Raw genomic sequence first — 22,898 nt, 5'->3', positions numbered from 1 at the left:
GGCGGGGCCTGGCCACTCGCTACGACAAGACCCCCGAAAGCTACGCCGCGGGACTCCACCTACGCGGGTCCGTTCTCTGGCTCCGCAGCCTCCCAACCCGATGATCCGAACCCAGAACAGGCCCTAGAACACAGGTGAAGCACAGCACCCGCAGGGGCGGCTCGAGCAGTGTGGCGGTGCAGGATCAGCCGCGCGCCGAGGGAGAAGACATGGCGAACCGTCACCGGTCGAGCCGGACACCGACCTACGAGGGCCGTTCGCTGGCCCGCCCCGAGGAGGAGATCGTCGACCAGGGACTGGCCTTCGACGTCGGGACGATGGTGAGCCGGCGGCGCATGCTCGCCTTCTTCGGCGTGGGTGCCGCGGCAGCGGGCCTCGCCGCCTGCACGCCGGGCCAGGTCGAATCCTCGGGATCCTCCGGCGCCGCGGCTTCCGCGTCGGCCGGTACCGCGGCGGGTACGGCTGCCGGGGAGATCCCGGAGGAGACCGCCGGCCCCTACCCGGGCGACGGGTCGAACGGGCCGGACGTCCTCGAACAGAGCGGTGTCGTCCGCAGCGACATCCGCTCCAGCTTCGGCGGCGCGACCGGCACCGCCGAAGGCGTACCCATGACGCTGGAACTGACAGTCACCGACCTCGCCAACGCCGGCGTTCCCTTCGCCGGGGTGGCCGTGTACGTGTGGCACTGCGACCGCGAGGGCCGTTACTCGATGTACTCCGAGGGCGTCGCCGACCAGAACTACCTGCGCGGTGTCCAGGTCTCCGACGGCGCCGGCACGGTCCGCTTCACCAGCATCTTCCCGGCCTGCTACTCCGGACGCTGGCCACACGTCCACGTCGAGATCTACCCCGACCAGGCCAGCATCACCGACTCCACCAAGGCCATCGCCACCTCACAGGTCGCGCTGCCGCAGGACGTCTGCGACCAGGTCTACGCGCAACCTGGCTACGAGGCCTCGGTGACGGACCTGGCGCGCGTCAGCCTCGCGGACGACAACGTCTTCGGCGAGGACTCCGCCGCCAGCCAGCTCGGCACCGTTACCGGCGACGTCACCAGCGGCTACACCGTAGCCCTGTCTGTCGGCGTCGACACCACCACCACAGCCGGTGGTGGTGGAGGAGGGGGCGGAGGCGGCCGGGCTCCCAGCGGAGGCGGCCAGGGCCCGGGTGGCGGGCAGCCCCCGTCCGGCGCACCCGGTGGTCAGCCACCAGCCATGTCGAGCTGACCGACCACTCCCCGCCGCGACGACTGCCCTCCCGCCGTCACGGCCTCCCGGCAAGGACCACCGACACCAACCCCCCGCGCGCAGAAGAGAACTCGATGAGCCTCGGAAACCGGCCCGAGCCGACCGAGTACAGGAGGCACGCACCCCTGCCCATCATCTTCATGCCTCGACAGACAACCTCCTGCCACAGTCATCCGTGCCGCCCCTGGCAATTTTCTCGAAACAGAAGAAGATGTTCTCCTTCCCACGGATCGGCCGAAACCCAGAGCGTGCCGACGAAGGTTCGACCGGAAGAATCCTTCCGATCACAGCCTTTGGCGATCTCCACACTTCTGCGATCGAGGTCCGCGGGAAGAATCCACACCAGCTGTTGCCGACCGAACGAGAAGACCCCGACAGTCCGAGTCGACCGCAGGAGCTCCCGTACATGACTCCTCCGAAGAGCGGTCGACCGACGAACCCACCGACGCCCGGAGGCATCTACCAGCTGTCCGGACGTTTCGATGCGCTCCCAGTTCCATTCAAAGTTCTCCACACCCTCATCGCTCCAGTACTCGTCGAAGATCAGGGCCCGCTTTTTGGTCATCCGTCGACCTCGGATCCTTTTTCCAAGAAAAACAACAGCGGACACAGAACAGCCGGCCACCGATTTACCCGTCCGCCTTGGCATGATTGCACGCCGAGCACGTCCGTGAGCTCCGCTGCCAGCCGGTACGGGTATCGAGCGGGCTGCTCTCACCACGGCTGGCTGGCGAGGGAACGCGGCCGTCACAAAAATCATTGGCGACGACCGGGGGCGCACACCTACGATCAGCCTCGGCCTGCGTCGGCCGGTGAGGCCACCCCACTTCACCGGCCCGTTGTGGAGGGGGCCAGCCCGTTCGAGCCGGGCCAGGTGGGACCACTATCGTCGTGCTGCCCTCGAGGATGTGAAGTTCGCGTATGCAGAACTACCCGAACGGCGGCCCCTCCGCGGTATGGGTGACCGTGCACGACATTCTCCTCACCGAGGACTCGCCGACGGAGGCCGTGGGGCCGTCACCGGTGGCCGCCGAGCATCTGCTCTCCTCCCGACGGCGCGTCGAGCAGGCAGTGTGGGCGGCACGGGCCGAGCTGCTCCCCCACATCCAGCGCCTGACCGTCACCGTCAACCCCCCGGACCACGCCGAACTCATTCGCGCGCAGGAATGGATAGCCAACACTTCGATCACCCCGGCCGAGGCCTGCGAGCAGATGGGCGTCACCGTGCCGGAGCCGGACCTGGTCGGCTGGATCAGCCCCTGGCCGGTAACAGCACGCAGCTCCGACGGCAGCGCGACCGTCACCTGCCTCACCCCGGCGACGTCGCCGGCAGAACTCGCCGTCGACACCGCTGACTGGCTGCAGACCGCCCTGGCAAGAAACTGGATCACCGACCCGGTGCCGCCCTGCCCCGGGCACCCACACCCCATGCGGCCCGCCGTGCACGACGCCACGGCCTGGTGGGAATGCCCGGCGAACGGCCCTGTCCGGGCATGGCGAAAGCAGCATTTCTGATCATGCGACAGCGGCGTCCGGTGCCAGCCGGGCGGGCTGGGGTGGCGACCCGTGCACTGTTCTGGTCCGGCGAGGACCCGGTCTGTTTCGCTGGTCCCCATCGCCCCCCAGAAAGGCACGCCGTGACAGATCGCCGAACCGGTTTCCCCGACAGGCACCTTGACCCGCTCGACCCGGGACGGCGGTGGCCCGGCATCGGCGCGCTGGCCGGCAGCCGGTTACGCCGGCCGGTACGCCTGGTCGGCGTGCTGGCGTCCACGGCGGTGCTCCTGTCGACGATGGTGGCGTGCTCGGGCGACGACGACCCGACCGGCCCGGCCCCGTCGACCGACCCGACCGCGTCGACCGCGGCCGCGCTCACCGCCGTCACGCGGACCACCCCGCGGGCGGACGGTCCGCCGGCGGACCTGGCGACCGAGCTGACCGGTGGCACCGGCGTGTTCATCGGGTCGCCGACCCCGGCGGACCTCGAACCCGCCGGCTACGTGCAACACGAATACGCCGCGGCCGGCACCGCCACCTCCTACCGGGCCGACGGGGAGCTCACCGAGGACGGCAGGTGGACCTTCACCCCGGACGCCTCGGCGCCCTACCGCACCCGGGTGCTGGTGCGCCGGCCGGCACAGACCGAGCGGTTCAGCGGCACCGTCGTCGTCGAGTGGCTGAACGTCAGCGGCGGGGTGGACGCCGATCCGGAGTGGACCAGCCTGCAGGAGGAGATCACCCGGCGGGGCGACATCTGGGTCGGTGTCTCGGCGCAGCGCATCGGTGTGCTGGGCGGGCCGGTGCTGGTGACCGCGCCGGGCAGCGAGGGCATCGCCGGCAGGGGCCTCACCGCACTGGACCCGGCGCGGTACGGCTCGCTGACCCATCCCGGCGACGGCTTCGCGTTCGACATCTACACCCAGGTCGCCAGGGCGATCGTGGCCGGTGCCGGGCTGGACGGCGCGAAGCCGGCGATCGTCATCGCGGCTGGCGAGTCGCAGTCGGCGGCGGCTCTCGTCACCTACATCAACGGCGTGCAACCGCTCACCCGCCTGTTCGACGGCTTCTTCGTGCACAGCCGCGGCGCCGCCGGCCTGCCACTGGTCGCCGCGGACCAGGCAGCCGACCTCGCCGGCGCGCTACAGGGTCGTCCGACAGTCCTCCGTACCGACCTGGACGCCCCGATCCTCGACGCGCAGACCGAGTCCGACCTGCTCGGCGTGCTCAACTCGTACCGGGCCCGCCAGCCCGACACCGACCGTTTCCGGCTCTGGGAGGTCGCTGGCACCGCCCACGCCGACGCACACCTGCTCGGCCCGAACGCCGCCGCGATGCGGTGCGGCGCTCCGATCAACAACGGCCCGATGCATGTCGTCGCCAAGGCGGGCCTGCGGGCGCTGACGATCTGGATCACCACCGGCCAGGCCCCGGACGCCGCCCCACGCATCGAGGTGACACCCGGCGAGGGCCCGCAGATCCGCCGGGACGCCGACGGCATCGCGGTCGGCGGTGTCCGCACCCCGCCGGTGGACGTCCCGACAGCCGCGCTGTCCGGCGAGCCCGGACCCGACCCGTCCGTCCTGTGCCTGCTCCTCGGCTCCGCGAAACCGCTGCCGGCCGGGCGCCTCGCCGAGCTCTACGCCGACCGGGCCTCCTACCAACAGCGCTACGACGCCGCGGCCGAACGCACCATCAGGGCGGGCTACGCGCTACCGGAGGACCGCGCCGCACTGGCTACCTTCGCCCAGCCGGACGCGATCGGCTGACCGCCGCCCGATCCCTCCACCGCCTGCTCTCGACGCATATGCAGCACGAGAGCAACGGAACGCCATGGAGATCTTGAAGATACTTCCTCGACGCTGTCACAACACAGGCCTTCAGAGCATCCGGTCTACACCGAAACCGTCGTGGCTCATTTTCCGTTCGTTACACAGAGTTCTCGGCCTCTCAGGCAGGTGGCTCGCCGCGGTTCCGTCACCCGACCCCGACATTCGACTGCAAAGAGCCTTCAACCTCACGCCCTACGCAGAGCCCGCCACCCGGGCCTCCGAGTCAGACATCTTCCACAACACAGACACTTGCTCGCCGTCCATTGTCCCGTCGGCAGCGACGAAGCCCGCCAAGGCCGTCCCAGGTGCCGTCGGGCGGAGACCCGTCAACGCTGGCAGGCCGCGACAGGCACCGCCAGCACAGGCACTTCCTGGAGGTTCACCTGGACGGGGGTTCGATTCGTGACCGCAATGGAGCTAGAGTGGACGGATGGACCTGGCGTCAGCTCTCAACCTCGCTGTCCAGCTCTCCCTCGAAGCGGGCGAGCTGGCGCGGGCATCCTTTTCTGCGCGCTTCGCCTTTGCCAGTAAGAGCCTGTCCCTCGATGTCGTCACCGAGGTGGACCGCGCCGCGGAGCGACTGATCGTCGAGGGGGTCAGGAAAGCTTTTCCAGGCCATACGATCATCGGCGAGGAGTCCGGAGTCCATCCCGGGATAGAGGAATGGACCTGGCTGGTCGACCCGCTGGATGGTACGGCGAACTTCACTGTCGGTCTGCCTGTCTACGGCGTCGCGATCGCGCTCACTCATAATAACAACGCCGTCGCCGCCGTGGTACGGGACTCCCACACCGGCAGGTATCTCGCCGCCAGCGCCGCAACCGGCATCCTCGCGGGTGACGGAGCCGTGTTGGCGCGCAAGGGCGAGCCGACGGCACCGGCCGTCGCGCTCCAGCAAGGTTATGGCGTGGCCCGGGACAGCTCCGCCCTGGCCCGGGTGCGGTCCACCCTGGAAGGCCATTACGGTCGGGTCTTCTACACCTGGTCACCCGCCATCGACTCTTTTCTCCTGCTGGCAGGCCATCTTTCGGCAACGGTCGCCTTCGAGTGCAGCGGACCGGAACACGTTGCCGGTCAGTACCTGGCCCGCCAGGCCGGATGCGTCGTGACATCCCTGGGCGGGCCTGCGCAGGGCATGCCGGAGATAGTCATCACCGCCTGGCCCGAAACCTTCGAGAGCGTCCAGAGCCACGTCGTGGACGCCTTGGTCAGGGCACTTCCACAAGCAAGGAAACGAGACGCCGACATTCCTGCGTGAGGCTCGGCCTCTCATCGCTCCGGTGCGCCAGGACAAAATGCAGAAGTTCTTCGATCGTCGCAGGAATATCAACCGTGCGGTCGAGGTAGGCCCGTCGCCCAGGATCCGCCAGCAGCACTCTTATAGTGTAGAGCGACATAGGCCAGAGCTGCTCGTAGAAGCTGCTTCTGAGCTGACGTAGCGACGCGTGGAACAGACGATCACAGGGATCGGTGCCGTCATCGCGCCACCCGCTGTTACCTGCCTCCTGATCGCCGTAGTAGATGCGATTATACCCCAGATGAAAAACGAGTGAATCAGCGTCGTTGTCGAAGTCTGCGACGAGCTGGTCGATCAGCGAACCGTCCCCGAGGTGCAGGGCGAATCCGACCGCGATTCCCCTGCGGACGAACGGGTGAGCCTCCCGGGAATGAATGCCCCGCAGCCTCTCCTGGGCACGGGGGTCGTCTCGTAGCACCAGCGGCAGAAGATTAGCGGCCTGCTGCCGCGCCATGATCGCTGAATGACTGCTGGGAGCCGTCGTCGCGGTGAGATCAAGGACCCGGAACAGGTTCTGGCAGACGGCTCGGGCTTCCACTGGAATGGCCGCACAGCGGTCCAGTAACTGCCTGGTGAAGTCGATCATCTCGTCCGGCAGGGGTGACAGGAGCACCGCGAGCAGCACGTCGTCGGCCACCAGGTCGTCAGTCAGGACGGACCGGATGTATCGCGCGGCGAAGAACTCAAAGAAGGACTTGTGCGCGAACCGATAGTAGTCATCGCCCTCCGAGCGCACAAGGAAGGATCGCAGCGTCAGTTCTCGGAAAGTCTCGTCCGGTGGCTCGTCGGGACGCCAGCGGCGGACGACCTCGTTGAGTGTCCGCCCACTGATGAGCAGGTCGTGGACGTCAAACTGGCCGAACGCCTTGTTCCCGTCGAAAGCAAGCTGGTAGATGCGCCACGCCACCCGCTCGGCGAGTTCCTGCATGTCGTTCCAGTGCAGCGAGACGCCTCGCCGCCGCTCAAGGTGTAGCCATTTCGAGACGTAGAGATCATAAACTTCCGCGGCGTTCCACTCGTCCGGGTCGAGAGCCCGGCTGACGTTCTCGGCTGGGACGCCACCCAGGTGGTTGGCGAGCACATCAGTCGCCATGAAGAGCAGAAGCGGCCGGGAAACCAGGTCGATGAGTGCCGCGGAGCCCTCAATGGTGGTGATAACCGTCTCCGCAGAATCGAGCCCGAACCTGGCGCAGTAGGCACGCACGAAGCCTCGACCGGCGCCGGGGAAGCTGACACCCTTCAGACCTACCCGCATGGCGAACCAGCGGCTCGGTTCGCTGGCCGCCAGGTAGAGGTCGAAGAAGGTCTGCCGGCAGGTAAGCACCACGCGGCCCCGAAGTACCTCGGCGAGTTCCCGGGGAATCACGTCACGTGCGGCGCCGCCGTGGATTGCCAGCTCGTCCAGCCCGTCCAGGAGGAGAATCATGCGGTCGGACCGAAGCAACTGGTCTATCCGTTCGGCGGCCAGCGGCACCGCTTCGTTGTCGGCGGTGTGCGCGGCCAGCGCCGTTGCGACGAGCCGACGCTGCGCCGTGTCGGTGCCGGCGCGCAGCAGCTCGCCGACCTCCACCAACCGAAGGAGCCAGGGAACACGTTCCTTCTTCGGATCCGCCACGAACCGACGGACAAGCTCGTAGTGGGTGAGCTCGCACAGCAGGGTCTTACCCACCCCGGGATCGCCCAGCACGAGCACGCTGCCAGCGGCAGCGACCTCGGTGGCAAGCCAGTCCACCACCCCCGTCGCAGCGGGCGCGGGAGCTCCGGACCGCTCGACGTCCGGCTCGGCGAACAGGCCCGGCAACCGATCGAAATCACCTAGTGTTATGCCGCCGTCACCCATTGGCGGCATTCCCGCGGGCAACTGGCCCGTCATGGCGGTCAGACGTGCCCGGAAGTAGCGGCGCAGGCGTCTGCGTTCCCACGGGCCAAGTCGGTCTCGTGGTCGTAACACCGCCCGGCCGGCGAGAAGGAGAAGGGGTACGGCAAGCGCCACGAGGGCTAGGACCAGTCGGCCGGAGAGAAACCCCGCGAGACCGACGACAAGACCCACGAAGGCTGCCAACTGGTTGAAGTCCTCGACGAGATCGGCGAGGGCTCCCCCACGGCGTTCCCGGACCATGACAACCACTCCCCCGTCCGCCGTAAAGCTCGAAAGTTCACGAGTTGACCGGCGGCCAGAGGCTACCATCTCACATCAGCAAACGACGTTCCCACCCTACGACGGGTTTTCGGGGCTTGCCCTGGGCTACCATCGCCCGATGGGTACCGTTTGGGACCGGATCGGTCGACCGTGACTACCCTCGATGCCGGACAAGGAGTTCTCCTGCAGCAGGAGCTGCGTAGGGCGGGGCTGCCGCCCTACCTCATGAGAGCCGTGCTCGAGGTGCTCCCAGATGCCATCACCGACTCCACGGTCAATCTGCTGCTGAGCAATCTACGGAGCCGGGGTGAGAACAGGGATCCCGAGATCGGCGGAGACCAGAGAACGTCGCCGTCCAGGGATTCCTTCCACGCGAATCCGCCAGCAGACAGCACCGTTATACAGAGCACCGGGCCGGCGCCGGAACTGGTCGATGGGTGGGTGGCGGACGGCGGCGACCGAGCCGACCTGGAGCGCGTGTTGACGCTGGTCGACTACCGCATCGGCGCCCTGCCGCTGGAACGAGCGGGGGGCCGCGGCGGGGTGTCGGCCGGTCCCCGTAGCGATCTGGCGGCGTTCTGGCTCTCCTCCGGGCACGACCTGCAGGAGTTGAGAATCTTCCAGAAACACGTGCGCGCGGAGGCCTTCGGAGCCGTGCCGAAGTGACAGAAGCGGGAAATCCCGCGCTCGCGGAGATGCTGCGCTTCGTCAGCAGGACCGTTCCCTACTATCTCGGCCTGCCCGACGCCACGCACGTGAGTCCGCAGGATGCCGACGCGGTGCTGCGCAGTCTTCCCCTGCTGGAGCGTTCACACGTTCGCGATCAGAAGGTGCGTCTGTGGTCGAGTCGCGGTGATTCCTCGGCCTGGTCCACCGTGCGGACCACGGGCACCACCGGCGTTCCCCTCGAGCTGGCGGTGGACAGGGCAGCACAGCGGGCCGAGATGGACGCGCTCGCCCATCAGATCAGCCTCGTCCGCAGTCCCGCCGTCTGGCTCGACGGCGGACTGACGCACCTGACCCTGCACGCCTCGTCGACCTCACGCTCCCAGCCTTCGTTCTGGTCACCCCGGGGAACGCTGACGAAGTGGAACTTCGGCCGGGCCTGGCATCTTCCACCCGCCTCGCTGGACAGATCCCTGCGCCACCTGCACCAGCAGGTGGTGACCGGAATGCCTTCAGTTCTGGATCTTGTGGCCGAGCGTGCGCGGGAGTGCAGTCCGGTCCGCCCGCATGCGGTGGTGCTCGCCGGCGAGACGATACGAGCCGGGATTCGGGAACGCCTGCGGGACATCTTCGACTGCCCGGTGACATCGCTGTACACACTCGCCGAGTTCGGCGTCGTCGGGCACGGTTGTCTGACGACCGACGACTACCACGTCAATGACCGGGACGTGGTGATGGAGATCCTCGACCCCACGCAGCCGGGCACGGACCGGCTGCCCGGCCTCACCGGGGAGATCGTGGTCACTGGGCTGGCAAACCGTGCAATGCCGTTGGTGCGGTACCGCACCAACGACCGGGGACACTGGTCGGACGGTCCGTCCTGCGGATGCCCACTGCCCGGGCGCCGCTTTCGCATCACGTCGGCGCGGACGCTGCAGGTGGTCGCCACCGGGGCATCCGGGCGTCAGGTGACCGACCTCGATCTCTGCAAGATTCTCGCGCACCTGGGTGTTCAGGGTGCCCGCGTCGACCAGGTGACGCCTACCGGGGTCGTCCTCACCTACGAGGCTGAACATGCGCTACGCCCGCACATCCGGGACGTCGCGACCCGTGCGCTGCGGCGCCTGCTCGGCCCGGGAATGACGGTGACCGTGCGTTGCGTCGCACCAGAGCCCACCCGCGGGTCACTGGCGCAGTCGTCCCGGCACGAGGACTTTCCGGCCAGGCATCCCGGTCCGGTGGCGGCCGCTTCCGGCGCTGCCGCGCCGCAGCCCACGGAAGCGGACGAGATCCTGTCGTGGGCCCGGCACGCGTTCGCCCGCATCCCGGATGTGCTCGCCGCAGTCCTCACGGGCTCTGTGCTCGACCCGGTTTCTCGGAGCAGGTTCAGCGACATCGACGTGCTCCTGCTCGTCCGGGACCCGCGGCCCGAACGCTGGCTGGAGGTGACGCGACTCCTGCACAGTGACCTTCCCGGACTGCGGATCAACGTCACCGACACGATGACGCTGGAGTCCTCCGCGCTCGTGCTGAGCCGGATCCTCGCCGAACGCGTCTCGATCGTCGGCAATCTCGATGATCACGGGCTACGCAGGCCGGACGTGGCCCAGCTTCACACCGAAGCCCGCTTCTGGGCACAGGACGCGCAGGCAGTCCTCTGGACACACGCAAGTGCCGTCGACCTCGAACCAGATCCGCTCCTCGACGCCCTGACAGCCAGCCGATACATGCTGGACGCCTACCGTTATCACTACCTGCTCCGCGGTGGGACGGAAACCGCGGCAAGCGTCGTGCTGGCGGCAGCCGAGCGGGACCGGCTCCCCCATTCCGGCTCGCTCCGTGCCGCCTTCGAGATCAGCAGGGAGCACCGGCCACCCCCCACCATGGAGTCGGAGGAATCCCGCCGCCTGCTGGTCGCCGCGTTGTCCTGCGTCCGCGGGTTGCTGGCTTCCGCCGCGAGTGGCTTGGCCACATCCAGCCCCGGCCTACCTGTTCCCTGGCCGCCCCCGCGCGCTGCGCTGACCGGGGAGCAGCCCTCACCCCGATAGCCGAGCCGGGTGGGCTCGCTTATTCCGGTCTGTCGGGTGGATCTGAAGATGCCGTGGTCGTTTCCAGCCAGAAGCGTCGGCGTTGGAACGCGTAGGTGGGAAGACCGACTCGGCGGGCGCCGGCTCCCGCGAAGAAGGCCTGCCAGTCCACCGGAACGCCCCGTGTGTGCAGGTCCGCCAACAGCTCGGTGACGGCTCGGATCCCGGAGCGGCCGGGCGGCAGGAGCACGAGCTCAGCGGCGCCGTCCGGCCCGCTGCCCGGACCACCGTGCGGCGTGGGCCGTCCTACGATCACCGTCGTCGCGGTCGCGGGGATGCGGTGGACGTCCCAGGAATCCGGGCCGGATGACGGCGGCGGTGCCGAGATGAGAGCGCGGGCGTCGTCGAGGGTGAGGGTGCCGGTCAGGTGCGCGGCGGCGATCTCGCCGGATCCCAGGCCGAGACGGACGTCTGCACGCACCCCCCAGGATTCCAGCAGCCGGGCCAGGGCCACCTGGACGGCGAATCCCGTCCAGACCGCCCACGAGGGCTCGTCGGGTGCCGGGCCGACGGTACGCAGTGCGGCCGCGAAGACCGGGAAGCGCCCGGCGAGCGCGCTGCCAGCTCCTGCGAGCGCGTCGGGCCGGTCGGGGAACACCAGGACGAGCGGCGGTCCGGACGTTGTGCCGTCCGACGTGGGCAGGCCGGTGCCCTCGGCGCCGGCAGCTCCCCGGGTCACGGTGACAGTGGAGGCGTCGGCGAAGGCGTCCGAGCCGGTCGTCTCGGGGTCGGAGCCCGCTGCCAGGGCCGCCAGGCAGCGCCGGAAGGCGGCAGAGTCGCAGGCGACGAGAACCGCGCGGTGCTCGAAGGCGGAGCGGCCGGTCGCCAGGGTGTACGCGACGTCGACCGGGGCGAGTTCGGGCCGCGCGGTCAGGTGGGTGAGTAGCCGCTCGGCCTGGCCACGCAGGCCGGCAGCCGACCGCGCCGACAGCAGCCACGGAAGCACGTCCAGCGCGGGCTCGGCCGAGGACCCGGCCGAGGACCCGGCCCCGGGCTCGGCGGGGGGCTGTTCGAGGATGGCGTGGGCGAGCGTGCCGTTGGCGCCGAACGAGGAGACGCCGATGCGGCGGGGGCGGCCGTCGGTCGCCGGCCACGGTCGGGGCTGGGTGAGCAGGGTGATGGCGCCGTCGGACCAGTCGGCGTGCGGGGTCGGGGCGTCCACGTGCAGGGTGCGTGGCAGGACGCCGTGCCGCATCGCCAGCGCGGCCTTGATGATGGCGCCGGCGCCACCCGCCGCCTGGGTGTGACCCAGGTTGGATTTCAGCGAGCCCAGGTACAGCGGCCGGTCGGGCCGACGTCCGCTGCCGTAGGTGGCGTGCAGGGCGGCGAGTTCGATCGGGTCGCCGACGGGGGTGCCGGTGCCGTGGCCCTCGACCGCGTCGACGTCGTCGGGGGTGAGGCCGGCGTCGGCGAGGGCGCGGGTGATCAGGCGTTCCTGGGAGGCGGCGCTGGGGGCGGTGAAGCCGTTGGTGGCACCGCTCTGGTCGACGGCGCTGCCGCGGACCACCGCGTGCACCGGGTGGCCGTGACGCCGGGCATCGCTGAGCCGTTCGACGAGCAGGACGCCGACCCCTTCGGAGATGCCGGTGCCGTTGGCGGCGGCGGCGAACGACTTGCAGCGGCTGTCCGGAGCCAGGCCCTGGCCCTGGCGGGTCGTCTCCTCCCACAGTTCGGTGGTGGCGAGCACCGAGACGCCGCCGACGAGCGCCAGCGTGCACTCGCCACGCCGCAGGGCCTGGCTGGCCAGGTGCAGGCCGACGAGGGAGGAGGCGCAGGCGGCGTCGAGGGTGAGGCAGGGGCCTTCGAGCCCGAGCGTGTACGAGACCCGCCCGGACGCGATGCTCCCGGCGCTGCCGAAGTAGGTGTAGCCGTCGATACCGGGCGGAGGCGGGCGCAGCCGGTAGCCGTAGTCGTGGAAGATCACGCCGAAGTACACGCCGGTGCGGCTGCCCCGGGCCGTGCGCGGGTCGATGCCGGCGTGCTCGAACGCCTCCCAGGACGTCTCCAGCAGCAGCCGCTGCTGCGGGTCGGTGGCCAGGGCCTCGTTCTCCGACATGCCGAAGAACTCCGGGTCGAAGTCGGCGGCGTCGTGCAGGAAGCCGCCGCCGAAGCAGGGCAGGGCCGAGGTGTCCCACCCGCGGTTGTCGGGGAATCCGGAGATGGCGTCGCCGCCGGCCGCGACGAACCGCCACAGCTCGTCCGGGGAGCGCAGGGTACGCGGCCCGCCGGGGAAGCGGCAGGCCATCCCGATGACGGCGATGGGTTCGGACGTCGCGGCGAGCTGCCGGCGCAGCCGCTCGTTCTCCTTCATCGCCGCGCGCAGCGCTTCGAGGAGCCGGTCAGCGGACGCGGTCACCATGCCTCCGGAGGATCGGTCGTGCGGACGGGACTGGTCATCGTTCGTGCCGGTCAGGAGTCGTTCTCACCGAGGGCCAGCCGGATCAGGGTGTCGGCGTCCATCTCGTCGAACGCGGCGTCCGGACCCACGCCCGCGCCGGTTCCCGCTCCCGCTCGTTCCCCGCCTCCCACTCGTTCCCCGCCGCCCACTCGTTCTCCTGGGCGCTGGCCGGCGGTGGTGACCGGTTCGCCCGCCACCATGGTGGTGGTTGTTGCTGAGGGACCGGCAGCAGCGGCGGCGGCAACCGGGGTGGTGGTGAACAGCTGGTCCCGCAGGTGGCCGGCGATCGCGGCGGGGGTCGGGAAGTCGAAGACGAGCATCGGACGCAGCCGCACGCCCGTGGCGGCGGTCAGCCGGTTGCGGAACTGCAGCGAGGCGAGCGAGTCGAACCCGAGTTCCTTGAACGGGCGGTGCGGGGCCACCGCCTCCGCGGAGGTGTGGCCGAGCGCGGCCGCGGCGATGGCGCAGACGGCGTCCAGCAGGGTCTTGTCACGTTCGGCGGTGCTGAGTCCGGCGAGGCGCGCGGCCAGCGTGGGCCCGGTGACGCTGGCGTCGTCGGTGGCGCCGGGCACGGTCCGGCGCCGCGGGGTGCGGACGAGGTGGCGCAGCAGCGGCCCGGCGGCGTCCGCGGGCAGGGCCCGCAGGTTGATCCGCATGGGCAGCAGGACGGGCCGGTCGCCGGCGAGGGCGGCGTCGAGCAGGGCCATGCCGTCCGCGGCGGAGATCGGGAGCAGCCCGTTGCCGGTCATCCGGCGGCGCAGCTCGGTGGGGTCGAGGTGGGCAGCCATGGCGCCGCGGGCCGCCCAGTAACCCCAGCCGAGGGCCACCGCGGGGAGCCCCGCCGCCCGGCGGTGGTGGGCGAGTGCTTCCAGGAAGGCGTTGGCGGCGGCGTAGTTGCCCTGCCCGGGGCTGCCGAAGGTCGCCGCGGACGAGGAGAACAGCACGAAGGCGGCCAGGTCGTGGCCGCGGGTCAGCTCGTGCAGGTGCAGGGCGGCGTCCACCTTGGGGCGCAGTACCCGGTCGAGCCGCTCGGGGGTCAGCGAGCCGAGCACGCCGTCGTCGAGGATCCCCGCGGTGTGGACGACCGTGGCCAGCGGGCGGTCCTCGGGAATCGCGGCGAGCAGGGCGGCGAGCGCGGCCCGGTCCGCGACGTCGCAGGACGCGACCGTGACCTGCGCGCCCAGCGCGGTGAGGTCTGCCACGAGGGCCGCGGCACCGGGGGCGCCCGGGCCACCGCGGCTGGCCAGCAGCAGGTGCCGGACACCGTGCGCGGTGACCAGATGACGCGCGACCAGGCTGCCGAGCGTCCCCGTGCCGCCGGTGATCAGCGTGGTGCCGTCCGTCCGCCAGGTGGCAGGAGCGGCAGGAGCGGCGGCCGCAGGCGCGGGGACAGCAGGGGGCGCGAGGGCGGTCGCCGGCGCGGCAGCGGCGGGCGCTGCCGACGCGCGGGCGAGACGCTGGCCCAGGAGCAGGCCGTCCCGGATGGCGACCCGCGGTTCCCCGGAGACGAGGGCGGCCGGCAAAGCCCGCGGTGAGGACGGGGCGGCGTCGACGTCCACGAGCAGGAACCGGTCCGGGTTCTCGGACGCGGCCGAGCCGAGCAGGCCCCACACCGCGGCGGCGGCAGGATCGACCTTCTGGTCGCCCGGGGCGGCGGCCACCGCGCCGCGGGTCACGGCGACGAAACGGGTGGTGGCGAAGCGGTCGTCACCGAGCCAGGCCTGTGCCTGCTCCAGCGCCTGACCCAGGCTGGCGCGCACGGCCACCGCGGTGCCGGCGGGCTCTCCGGACGTCGCCGCAGGCGTCTCCGGCGTCTCCGGCGTCTCCGGCGTCTCCGGCGTCTCCGGCGGGGCGTAACTGACCAGGACGACGTCCGGAACAGGCTGTGCCGCGCCGTTGCCACCGCCGTCGGCACTGACACCGCGGCCACTGGCCGCGTCGGCGAGATCGACGCGGCCGTGGACGGTCACGCCGGCCAGCGCGAGGGCAGTGCGCAGGCCGAACGGATCCGGCCCCACCACGGCCCAGCGCAGCGCCGGCCCGGCCGGTGCCGCGGGCGGGGCGGGTGGGGCGACGGGCACCCAGTCGAGTGCGAACATCGCGTCGGCGACCACGGCCGGGCGGGTGTGCAGGCGTTCGGCCTCGGTCTGTCCGAAGGCGATCGCGCCGACGGTCGCGACCGGTGCGCCGGTGTGGTCGGCGAGGGCCAGCGCGACCGTGTCGGATCCCGCCCGGTGGACGTGCACCCGGACGGTCCGGGCGCCGGTCGCCAGCAGGCGCACGTCCCGGTAGGTCCGGGGCGAGACGATCGGCGCTGTGGCCGGAACCCCGATCGGCGGGGTGCGTTCAGCACCTGCCGGCTGACCGGGGTGTGCGGCCGGCCTGTCCGCCAGGTGGTGCCAGAGCACAAGCTGCCCGGCGGCCGCGAGCAGCGCCGGGTGCAGGTCGAAGCCCGCCCCGGAGATGTCCGCGTCGGCGTCCTGACCGCCGACGCCGTCGACCTCGTTGACGCCGTCGTCGGTGATGCCAGCACTGCGACGAGCGGAAGCGGCGACGGCGACCTCGGCGAACAGGCCTGCCGCTCCCTGCCACACCGCGGTCAGACGTGGGCCGTCCACCGGGCTGTCGCCGTGGCCGGCCGCGCGCAGATCCGCGTGGATCGCGTCGACGTCCAGCGGTGCCGCGTCGGCGGGGGGCCAGGCGGTCAGATCGACGCCGCCGTCGAGCGCCACCGCGCCACCCGGCTCTCCGCCACCCGGCACCTCGCCGGGCGACCCGTCGTCCATGCCTGCCGGGGAGGTGCCGTCGGTCAGCGTCGCCGTCGCGTGGGTGGTCCACGGGGCGTCGGTGGGAGCGTCGTCCGGGCTGGTGTGCAGGGTCAGTGAGCGGCGACCGGCGCCGTCGGGTGGGCTGATCCGGGCCTGGACGCGCAGCACCCCGGCACCGGCACCGGCACCGGCCTCCGGCAGCACCAGCGGCTCGGCCATGGTCAGCTCGGCGACGCCGTCCGCACCGACCTCGTCGCCGGCGCGAATGGCGAGCTCCAGCAGGACGGCGTCCGGCGCGACCGGGACGCCGGCCAGCGTGTGGCCGGTCAGCCACGGATGGGCCGCGGGGGCGATCCGGCCGGTCAGCAGCAGGCCGCCGTCGGCCAGCGGGACGACCGCGCCGAGCAGCGGATGTCCCGGATGCCCCGACGTCTCCCGGCCACCGGCGGAGACCAGGCCGGTGGCCGCCGCGCCGCTGCCGAACGTGGCGGCGAGGTGGGGTGCGGCGGTCCGCGGCCAGAAGCGCCGGCGCTGGAAGGCGTAGGTCGGCAGGGCGGCGGGGCGGGCGGGTGTGCCTGCGAACGCCGGCTGCCAGTCGACGTCCACGCCGCGGGCGTGGGCCTGGGCGAGCGCGGTGAGGAAACGGTCCGGGCCGCCGCGGCCGCGTTCCAGGGTGGGGAGGACGGCGATGTCACCGCCGGCCTCCTCCGCCGTCTCGGTGAGCCCGAACCCGAGCACCGGATGGGGGCTGACCTCGATGAACGTGTCGAAGCCGGCGGCGAGCAGGGCCCGGGTGGCGGCGTCGAACAGCACCGGCTCGCGGGTGTTGGAGTACCAGTAGTCGGGGCCGGGCTGGGTCCCTGGGCCGGTGCCGGTGGTGTCCAGCGGGCCGCCGGTGACGGTCGAGTAGAAGGGGATCCGGCCGAGGGTGGCGGTCACGGGCCGCAGGATGTCCGTCAGTTCGACGCGGATGTCGTCGACCTGGGCGCAGTGGGTGGCGACGGAGGCGGCGACCATCCTGGCGCGCACGCCGGCGGCGTCCAGGTCGGCGAGCAGTTCCGTGAGCGCGTCGGTGTCGCCGGCGACGGTGACCTGGCGGGGACCGTTGACGCCGCCGACGGCGAGCCGGCCGTCGAAGCGGGCCAGCCGGGCGGCGACGTCGGCGGCGGGCAACGCGACGGAGGCGAGCGCGCCGCGGCCGAGCAGGCGGTCGGCGAGCAGGCGGCTGCGCAGCGCGATGACACGGGCGGCGTCGTCGAGCGAGAGCAGTCCGGCGACGTGGGCGGCGGCGACCTCACCCTGGCTGGTGCCGACGACCGCCGCCGGGGTGACGCCGTAGGCCTCCCAGGCCGCGGCCAGCGACACCATCATCGACATCAGCGCCGGCTGGATCACCTCGATGGCCTCCAGCGGCGGCGCGTCCGCGGCCCCGCCGACGACGTCGAGCAGGGACCAGTCGAGGTACGGGGCGAACGCCTCGGCACAGGCGGACATCCGCTCGCGGAACGGTGGGCAGGAGGCGAGCAGCTCCCGTCCCATACCGGCCCACTGCGAGCCCTGCCCGGGGAAGACGAAGGCGACCCGCGGGCCGGGACGGGCCAGGCCACGCACGGCGAGCACCCCCGCGGCGCCGGCGGGGGCACCCGCACCGTCGGTCAGGCCGGTGAGCACTGATGGGATGTCGCCGGCGAGGTCCGACTCCGCGCCGAGCCGGGCGAGACTCGCGCGCAGCTCGGCGTGATCGGTGCCGACGATGACAGCCCGGTGGTCGAAGCGGCTGCGGGTGGCGGCGGTGGCGAGGCCGACATCCGCCACGGCCAGGTCGGGATGGGCGTCGAGATGATCACCCAGCCGCCGTGCCTGGGCACGCAGCGCCCGCTCGCTGCGCCCCGACACCAGAATCGGCACGGGCACGGGCACGGCGGGCGCCGGCGCGGTGGGAATCGACCCGGGCGCGGGCACCAGCACTGGCGCGGGCGCGTCGTCGTCGAGCGCTTCACGGACGATCACGTGGGCGTTGGTGCCGCTGATCCCGAAGGCGGAGATCCCGGCGCGCCGAGGGCCGCGCCCGCGCCCGTCATGCTCCCCCGCGTCCGACGCGTCCGACCGCGGGACGTCCGAGGCCGTGCCGGCGGTGGGGCGGTCGGGCCAGGGGGTCGGCTCGGCGAGCAGCTGGACGGTGCCGGCGTCCCAGTCGACGTGCGGGGTGGGTTCGGCGGCGTGCAGGGTCCGCGGCAGCAGGCCGTGCCGCATCGCCAGCACCATTTTGATCACGCCGGCGACACCGGCGGCGGCCTGCGCGTGGCCGATGTTGGACTTGAGCGATCCCAGCCACAGCGGGCGGTCCGCCGGTCGGCCGCGGCCGTAGGTGGCGAGGAGCGCCTGGGCCTCGATGGGGTCGCCGAGTTTCGTGCCGGTGCCGTGCGCCTCGACGGCGTCCACGTCGGCGGGGGTGAGGCCCGCGGCGGCGAGCGCCTGGCGGATCACCCGCTGCTGCGCGGGGCCGTTCGGCGCGCTCAGCCCGTTGGAGGCGCCGTCGGAGTTGACCGCCGTCCCCTCGACGACGGCGAGCACGGGGTGCCCGTTGCGGCGGGCGTCGCCGAGCCGTTCCAGGACGAGCATCCCGACGCCCTCCGACAGCCCGGTGCCGTCGCCGCCGGCGCCGAACGCCTGGCAGCGGCCGTCCGGGGACAGGGCGCGCTGCCGGCTGAACTCGACGTACATCAGCGGCGAGGACATCACGACCGCCGCGCCGGCGAGCGCCAGCGAGCACTCCCCCGTCCGCAGCGCCTGTGCCGCCTGGTGCAGGGCGACGAGCGAGGACGAGCAGGCCGTGTCGATGGTGACGGCCGGCCCGTGCAGGCCGAGGGCGTAGGAGATGCGGCCGGACATCACGCTGGCGGCGTTGCCGATGCCGATGTAGCCCTCCATCGGCTCGGCGGCGGCCATCGCCCGCGGGCCGTAGTCCTGGACGTTCGTGCCGACGAACACGCCCGCCGACGTCCCGTGCAGGGTGGTCGGGTCGATGCCGGCGCGCTCGAGGGCCTCCCAGGACAGTTCGAGCAGCAGCCGCTGCTGGGGGTCCATCGCGAGGGCCTCGCGGGGGCCGATGCCGAAGAACTCGGCGTCGAAGTCGGCGACACCGTCGAGGAAGCCGCCGTGGCGCACGTAGGACGTCCCGGGGCGCTCCGGGTCCGGGTCGTAGAGGGCGTCGAGGTCCCAGCCGCGGTCGGCCGGGAACCCGCTGATCGCGTCGCGGCCCTCGGCGAGCAGCTGCCACAGGTCCTCGGGGGTGCGGACCCCGCCGGGCAGCCGGCAGGCCATCGCGACGATCGCGATCGGATCGGCGTCGACGGCGCCAGCCCGGCCCGCTCCCCCACCCGGCACCGCGACCGCGCCTGCGCCCGAGACCGCGCCCGAACCCACCGTGTCAGGAGTGTCGTCGGCCAGCAGCCCGGCCGGTCCGTCTACGGCGAGCTCCTCGTGGAGGAACCCCGCGAGCGCCGTCGGCGTCGGGTAGTCGAACACCAGGGTGGCCGGCAGCCGCAGGCCGAGCGCCTCACCGATCCGGTTGCGCAGGTCGACGGAGGTGAGCGAGTCGAAACCGAGATCCCGGAAGGCCCGCTGCGCCCCCACCGCGGACGGGTCGGCGTGCCCCAGCACGGCCGCCGCCCGGGCCCGGACCTCGTCGAGGAGCGCCCGGTCACGCTCACCGGCGGGCAGCGCCGCGAGCCTCCGGACCAGCGGCGGCACCTCCTCGGCACCGGCGGCGCCTGCGGCACGTGTGGTACCTGCCGGCGCCTCGGACAGCGGGTCGAGCAGTGGACGGGGCCCGGCCGAGGTGAACACCGGGATGAACCGGTCCCAGTCGATGTCCGCCACGACGATCTGGGTCTCGTCGTGGTCCAGCGCCTGCTGCAGGGCTGCCAGCGCGAGCGACGGGTCAAGGAAACCCAGCCCGCGTGCCCGCTGCCGCCGCTCCGCCTCGTCCACCTCGTCCGTCTCGGCGGCCTTGTCCGTCTCGGCGGCCTTGTCCGCCTCGGGGCCGTCGGCAGCGGTGTCGGTCGGCAGGGGGCGCCACAGGCCCCAGGCGATCGCGGTCGCGGGCAGGCCGCGGGCGCGGCGGTGCTGGGCGAGCGCGTCGAGGTGGGCGTTGGCGGCGGCGTAGGCGGCATGGTCGGCGCTGCCCCAGATCCCGACGACCGAGGAGAACAGCACGAACGCGTCGAGGGCGTCGGTGGCGAACAGTTCGTCGAGGCGCCGCGCGGCACCCGCCTTCGTGGCGAGGACGTCCGCGAGCTCGCCGGGTGCGACGTCGTCGAGAGGCCGCAGCCCGAGCAGCGCGGCCGCGTGCACGACCGAGCGGATCGTCTCCCCCGCCGCGGTCTGCTCCTGCACGACGGCGGCCAGCCCATCCGGATCCGCCGGATCGCAGGTGGCCACGGTCAGCCGGAAGGGCCGCGCGGCGGTGCCGTCCGCGCGCAGCGCGGCCAGGTCGGCGTCGTCCGGGCGGTGCGGCCCGGCCAGCACCACATGCTCGGCGCCCTGGTCGGCCAGCCAGCCGGCCAGGTACGGGCCGAGCGGCCCGCCGCCGCTGGTGACCAGGACCGTCCCGCGCGGCCGCCACCGCCGCACCGGCGGGCCCGCACCGAGCGGGGCGCGCGACAGCCGCCGGACGAGCACTCCATCCGGCCGGATCGCGAGCTGGTCCTCGCCCGACGCCCCGCGCAGCGCGGCACGGAGCCGTCCGCGGGCGGCCTCGTCCAGGGCGCCGGGCAGGTCGACGAGCCCGCCCCACCGGGACGGGTGCTCCAGCGCGGCCACCCGTCCCAGGCCCCACAGCTGCGCCTGGGACGGATCAGCCACCGCGTCGCCGGCCTCGGTGGACACCGCTCCGCGGGTGAGGCACCACAGCGGCGCCTCGACCGCCAGGTCGCCGAGCGCCTGCACGAGCGCCAGCGTCGCGGCCACCGCGGCCCCGGGGCCGGGCCGGTCGGGATGTCCCGCGCCGGTCAGGGCCAGCAGCGACAGCACGCCGCGCACCGGGGGATCCTGGCCCGCGCCGCAGGTGTCCAGGCGGCGGGCGAGCGCGTCCCGCGTCAGATCCTCGGGACCGAGGCGCACGTTGACCACCTCCGCGCCGCCTTCGGCCAGCGCCAGCGCCACCCCCGCGGGCACCGCGTCCGCGGCGCCGGTGGAGGGTGCGCCGGGTGCACCGTCGGGTGCGGCTGGGAGGAGCAGCAGCCAGGTGCCGGCCACGCCGGGGTCGTCCGCGTCCGGGAGGAGCGGCCCGCCCGCGGACGGGCGCAGCGGCTCCCAGCCGACCCGGTAGCGCAGCCCGTCGAGGACGTCCCGGTCGCGGTCGCGATCGCGATCCTGGTGATCACGGGCTGCCCCGGTGCGCAGGGCGGGGTTGTCCAGCCAGTAGTGCCGGTGCTCGAACGGGTAGGTCGGCAGCTCGACGGGACGTCCGCCGGCCAGCAGCGCCCCCCAGTCCACCGCCACCCCGCGCACCCACAGTTCCGCCGCGCCGGTGACCATCCGCCGCAGACCGCCGTCGTCCCGCCGCAGTGATCCGACGGCGACGGTGTCGTGGATGCCGGCCGCCTCCGCCGTGCCCGTGACCGCGGCGGTGAGCACCGGATGCGGGCTGACCTCGAGGAACGTCCGGCAGCCGTCGGTGAGCAGGGCGTCGACGGCAGTGCCGAAGCGCACGGTGGAGCGCAGGTTGCGGTACCAGTAGTCGCCGTCCAGGCCCGTCGGGTCCGCCGGTTCGCCGGTCACCGTCGACCAGAACTCGACGTCCGCCGGGCCGGGTGTGACGTCGGCCAGTGCGGCGACGAGGCGCTCGCGAAGCTCCTCCACCTGGCTGGTGTGGGAGGCGTAGTCCACCGGCAGCCGCCGGACCCGCGTCCCCTCGGCCTCCCAGCGGGCCAGCATCTCCGCCAGCGCCGCCGGCTCCCCCGCCACCGTCGTCGCCGACGGCCCGTTCACCGCCGCCACCTCGACCCGGCCAGCCCACAGCCCCAGCGCCGTCTCGACGTCGGCGACCGGCAACGCCACCGACACCATCCCGCCACGGCCCGCCAGGCTCTCCCCGATCAGCCGACTGCGTACCGCCACCACCCGCGCCGCGTCGTCCAGCGACAGCACCCCCGCCACACACGCCGCCGCGATCTCCCCCTGCGAATGCCCCACCACCACATCCGGCCGCACCCCCCACGACTCCCACACCGCCGCCAACCCGACCATCACCGCCCACGACACCGGCTGCACCACGTCCACCGACTCCAGATCAGGAGCCCCCGCAACGCCCCGCACCACATCCAGGACCGACCAGTCGACAAACCGCCGCAGGGCCTGATCGCACTCCGCCAACCGCGCCGCGAACACCGCCGAGGCCTCCAGCAGCTCCGCGCCCATCCCCGCCCACTGCGCCCCCTGACCGGGAAACACCCACACCACCCGGTCATCACCGCCAGCAGCCTGCCCTCGCACCAGCGCACCGCTGGTCTCACCGACGGCCAGGGCCCGCAGCGCCTCCCGCCGTTCCTCCTCGCGCAGGGGACCCGGAAGCCCCGGCGAGCCGGCCAGGATGACCGCCCGGTGTTCCAGCGCCGCCCGCCCGCGGGCCAGCGACCAGCCCACATCGAGGACGGACGGCGCGGCAGCGCCCTCGGCCGCGTCCAGACGGGCCGACAGACGTGCCGCCAGCGCGCGCACGGCAGACTCCGTGCGCGCCGAGACAACCCACGGGACGAAACCGGATCCGGCGCCCGAGCCGGAGCCTGAGCTGAAGCCGAGCGCGGGCGGGGCCGTTTCGGGAGCCTGCTCGAGGATGACGTGCGCGTTCGTCCCCGACATTCCGAAGGACGACACCCCCGCACGCCGTGGACGCCCCCCCTCACCCGGCCACGGAACCGTCGCCCGCACCACCTCCACCCCACCCGACGACCAGTCCACCCG

At 72.4% G+C, this 22,898-nt stretch carries 9 protein-coding genes; 6 read left to right on the top strand and 3 right to left on the bottom strand.

The window, feature by feature from the left end; genetic code table 11:
- The first annotated feature begins 209 nt into the window (after positions 1–209).
- The 4 genes from AB1460_RS28105 (at position 210) to AB1460_RS28090 (ending at position 5,834) form a co-directional block, all read left to right on the top strand.
- Positions 210–1,226, top strand: coding sequence for an intradiol ring-cleavage dioxygenase (locus AB1460_RS28105; protein ID WP_368965114.1), 1,017 nt, complete (start codon positions 210–212; stop codon positions 1,224–1,226).
- Positions 1,227–2,168: 942 nt separating this feature from the next.
- A complete protein-coding gene (locus AB1460_RS28100) occupies positions 2,169–2,762 on the top strand; it encodes a hypothetical protein (RefSeq protein ID WP_368965113.1) in 594 nt (197 codons plus the stop codon).
- A gap of 278 nt (positions 2,763–3,040) precedes the next feature.
- The gene (locus AB1460_RS28095) at positions 3,041–4,513 is read left to right on the top strand and encodes an alpha/beta hydrolase domain-containing protein (protein ID WP_368965116.1); all 1,473 of its coding nucleotides are present in this window, start codon (positions 3,041–3,043) and stop codon (positions 4,511–4,513) included.
- 493 nt (positions 4,514–5,006) lie between these two features.
- The gene (locus AB1460_RS28090; protein ID WP_368965112.1) at positions 5,007–5,834 is read left to right on the top strand and encodes an inositol monophosphatase family protein; all 828 of its coding nucleotides are present in this window, start codon (positions 5,007–5,009) and stop codon (positions 5,832–5,834) included.
- On the opposite strand, the gene AB1460_RS28085 is transcribed toward AB1460_RS28090, so the two are convergent.
- Complete coding sequence (locus tag AB1460_RS28085) at positions 5,785–8,001, bottom strand: NACHT domain-containing protein (RefSeq protein WP_368965111.1); 2,217 nt, start codon at positions 7,999–8,001, stop codon at positions 5,785–5,787. The two genes, AB1460_RS28090 and AB1460_RS28085, sit on opposite strands and share 50 nt — an antisense overlap.
- Positions 8,002–8,163: 162 nt before the next feature.
- Here AB1460_RS28085 and AB1460_RS28080 point away from each other — a divergent pair, with 162 nt between their 5' ends.
- Positions 8,164–8,679: a hypothetical protein gene (locus tag AB1460_RS28080; protein ID WP_368965110.1), complete on the top strand. Its 516-nt coding sequence runs from the start codon at positions 8,164–8,166 to the stop codon at positions 8,677–8,679.
- Entirely contained in the window at positions 8,676–10,727 is a 2,052-nt protein-coding gene (locus AB1460_RS28075) for a hypothetical protein (protein WP_368965109.1), read from the top strand. The genes AB1460_RS28080 and AB1460_RS28075 overlap by 4 nt, the downstream gene beginning before the upstream one ends.
- Positions 10,728–10,746: 19 nt before the next feature.
- Here the strand turns inward: AB1460_RS28075 and AB1460_RS28070 are convergent, their stop codons facing one another.
- The gene (locus tag AB1460_RS28070; protein WP_420497393.1) at positions 10,747–13,122 is read right to left on the bottom strand and encodes a type I polyketide synthase; all 2,376 of its coding nucleotides are present in this window, start codon (positions 13,120–13,122) and stop codon (positions 10,747–10,749) included.
- A gap of 53 nt (positions 13,123–13,175) precedes the next feature.
- The coding region (locus AB1460_RS28065; RefSeq protein WP_420497392.1) for an SDR family NAD(P)-dependent oxidoreductase at positions 13,176–22,898 on the bottom strand (9,723 nt) is incomplete at its 5' end.

Origin of the sequence: Parafrankia sp. FMc2 (assembly GCF_041008525.1) — a bacterium.
GTDB lineage: Bacteria > Actinomycetota > Actinomycetes > Frankiales > Frankiaceae > Parafrankia.
This window is presented reverse-complemented; position numbering and strand designations above follow the sequence as displayed.

Excerpts from the sequence above, each read along its gene's own strand:
- AB1460_RS28100 (WP_368965113.1), top strand. The coding sequence starts at position 2,169 with ATGCAGAACTACCCGAACGGCGGCCCCTCCGCGGTATGGGTGACCGTG.
- AB1460_RS28095 (WP_368965116.1), top strand. The coding sequence starts at position 3,041 with ATGGTGGCGTGCTCGGGCGACGACGACCCGACCGGCCCGGCCCCGTCG.
- AB1460_RS28090 (WP_368965112.1), top strand. The coding sequence starts at position 5,007 with ATGGACCTGGCGTCAGCTCTCAACCTCGCTGTCCAGCTCTCCCTCGAA.
- AB1460_RS28105 (WP_368965114.1), top strand. The coding sequence starts at position 210 with ATGGCGAACCGTCACCGGTCGAGCCGGACACCGACCTACGAGGGCCGT.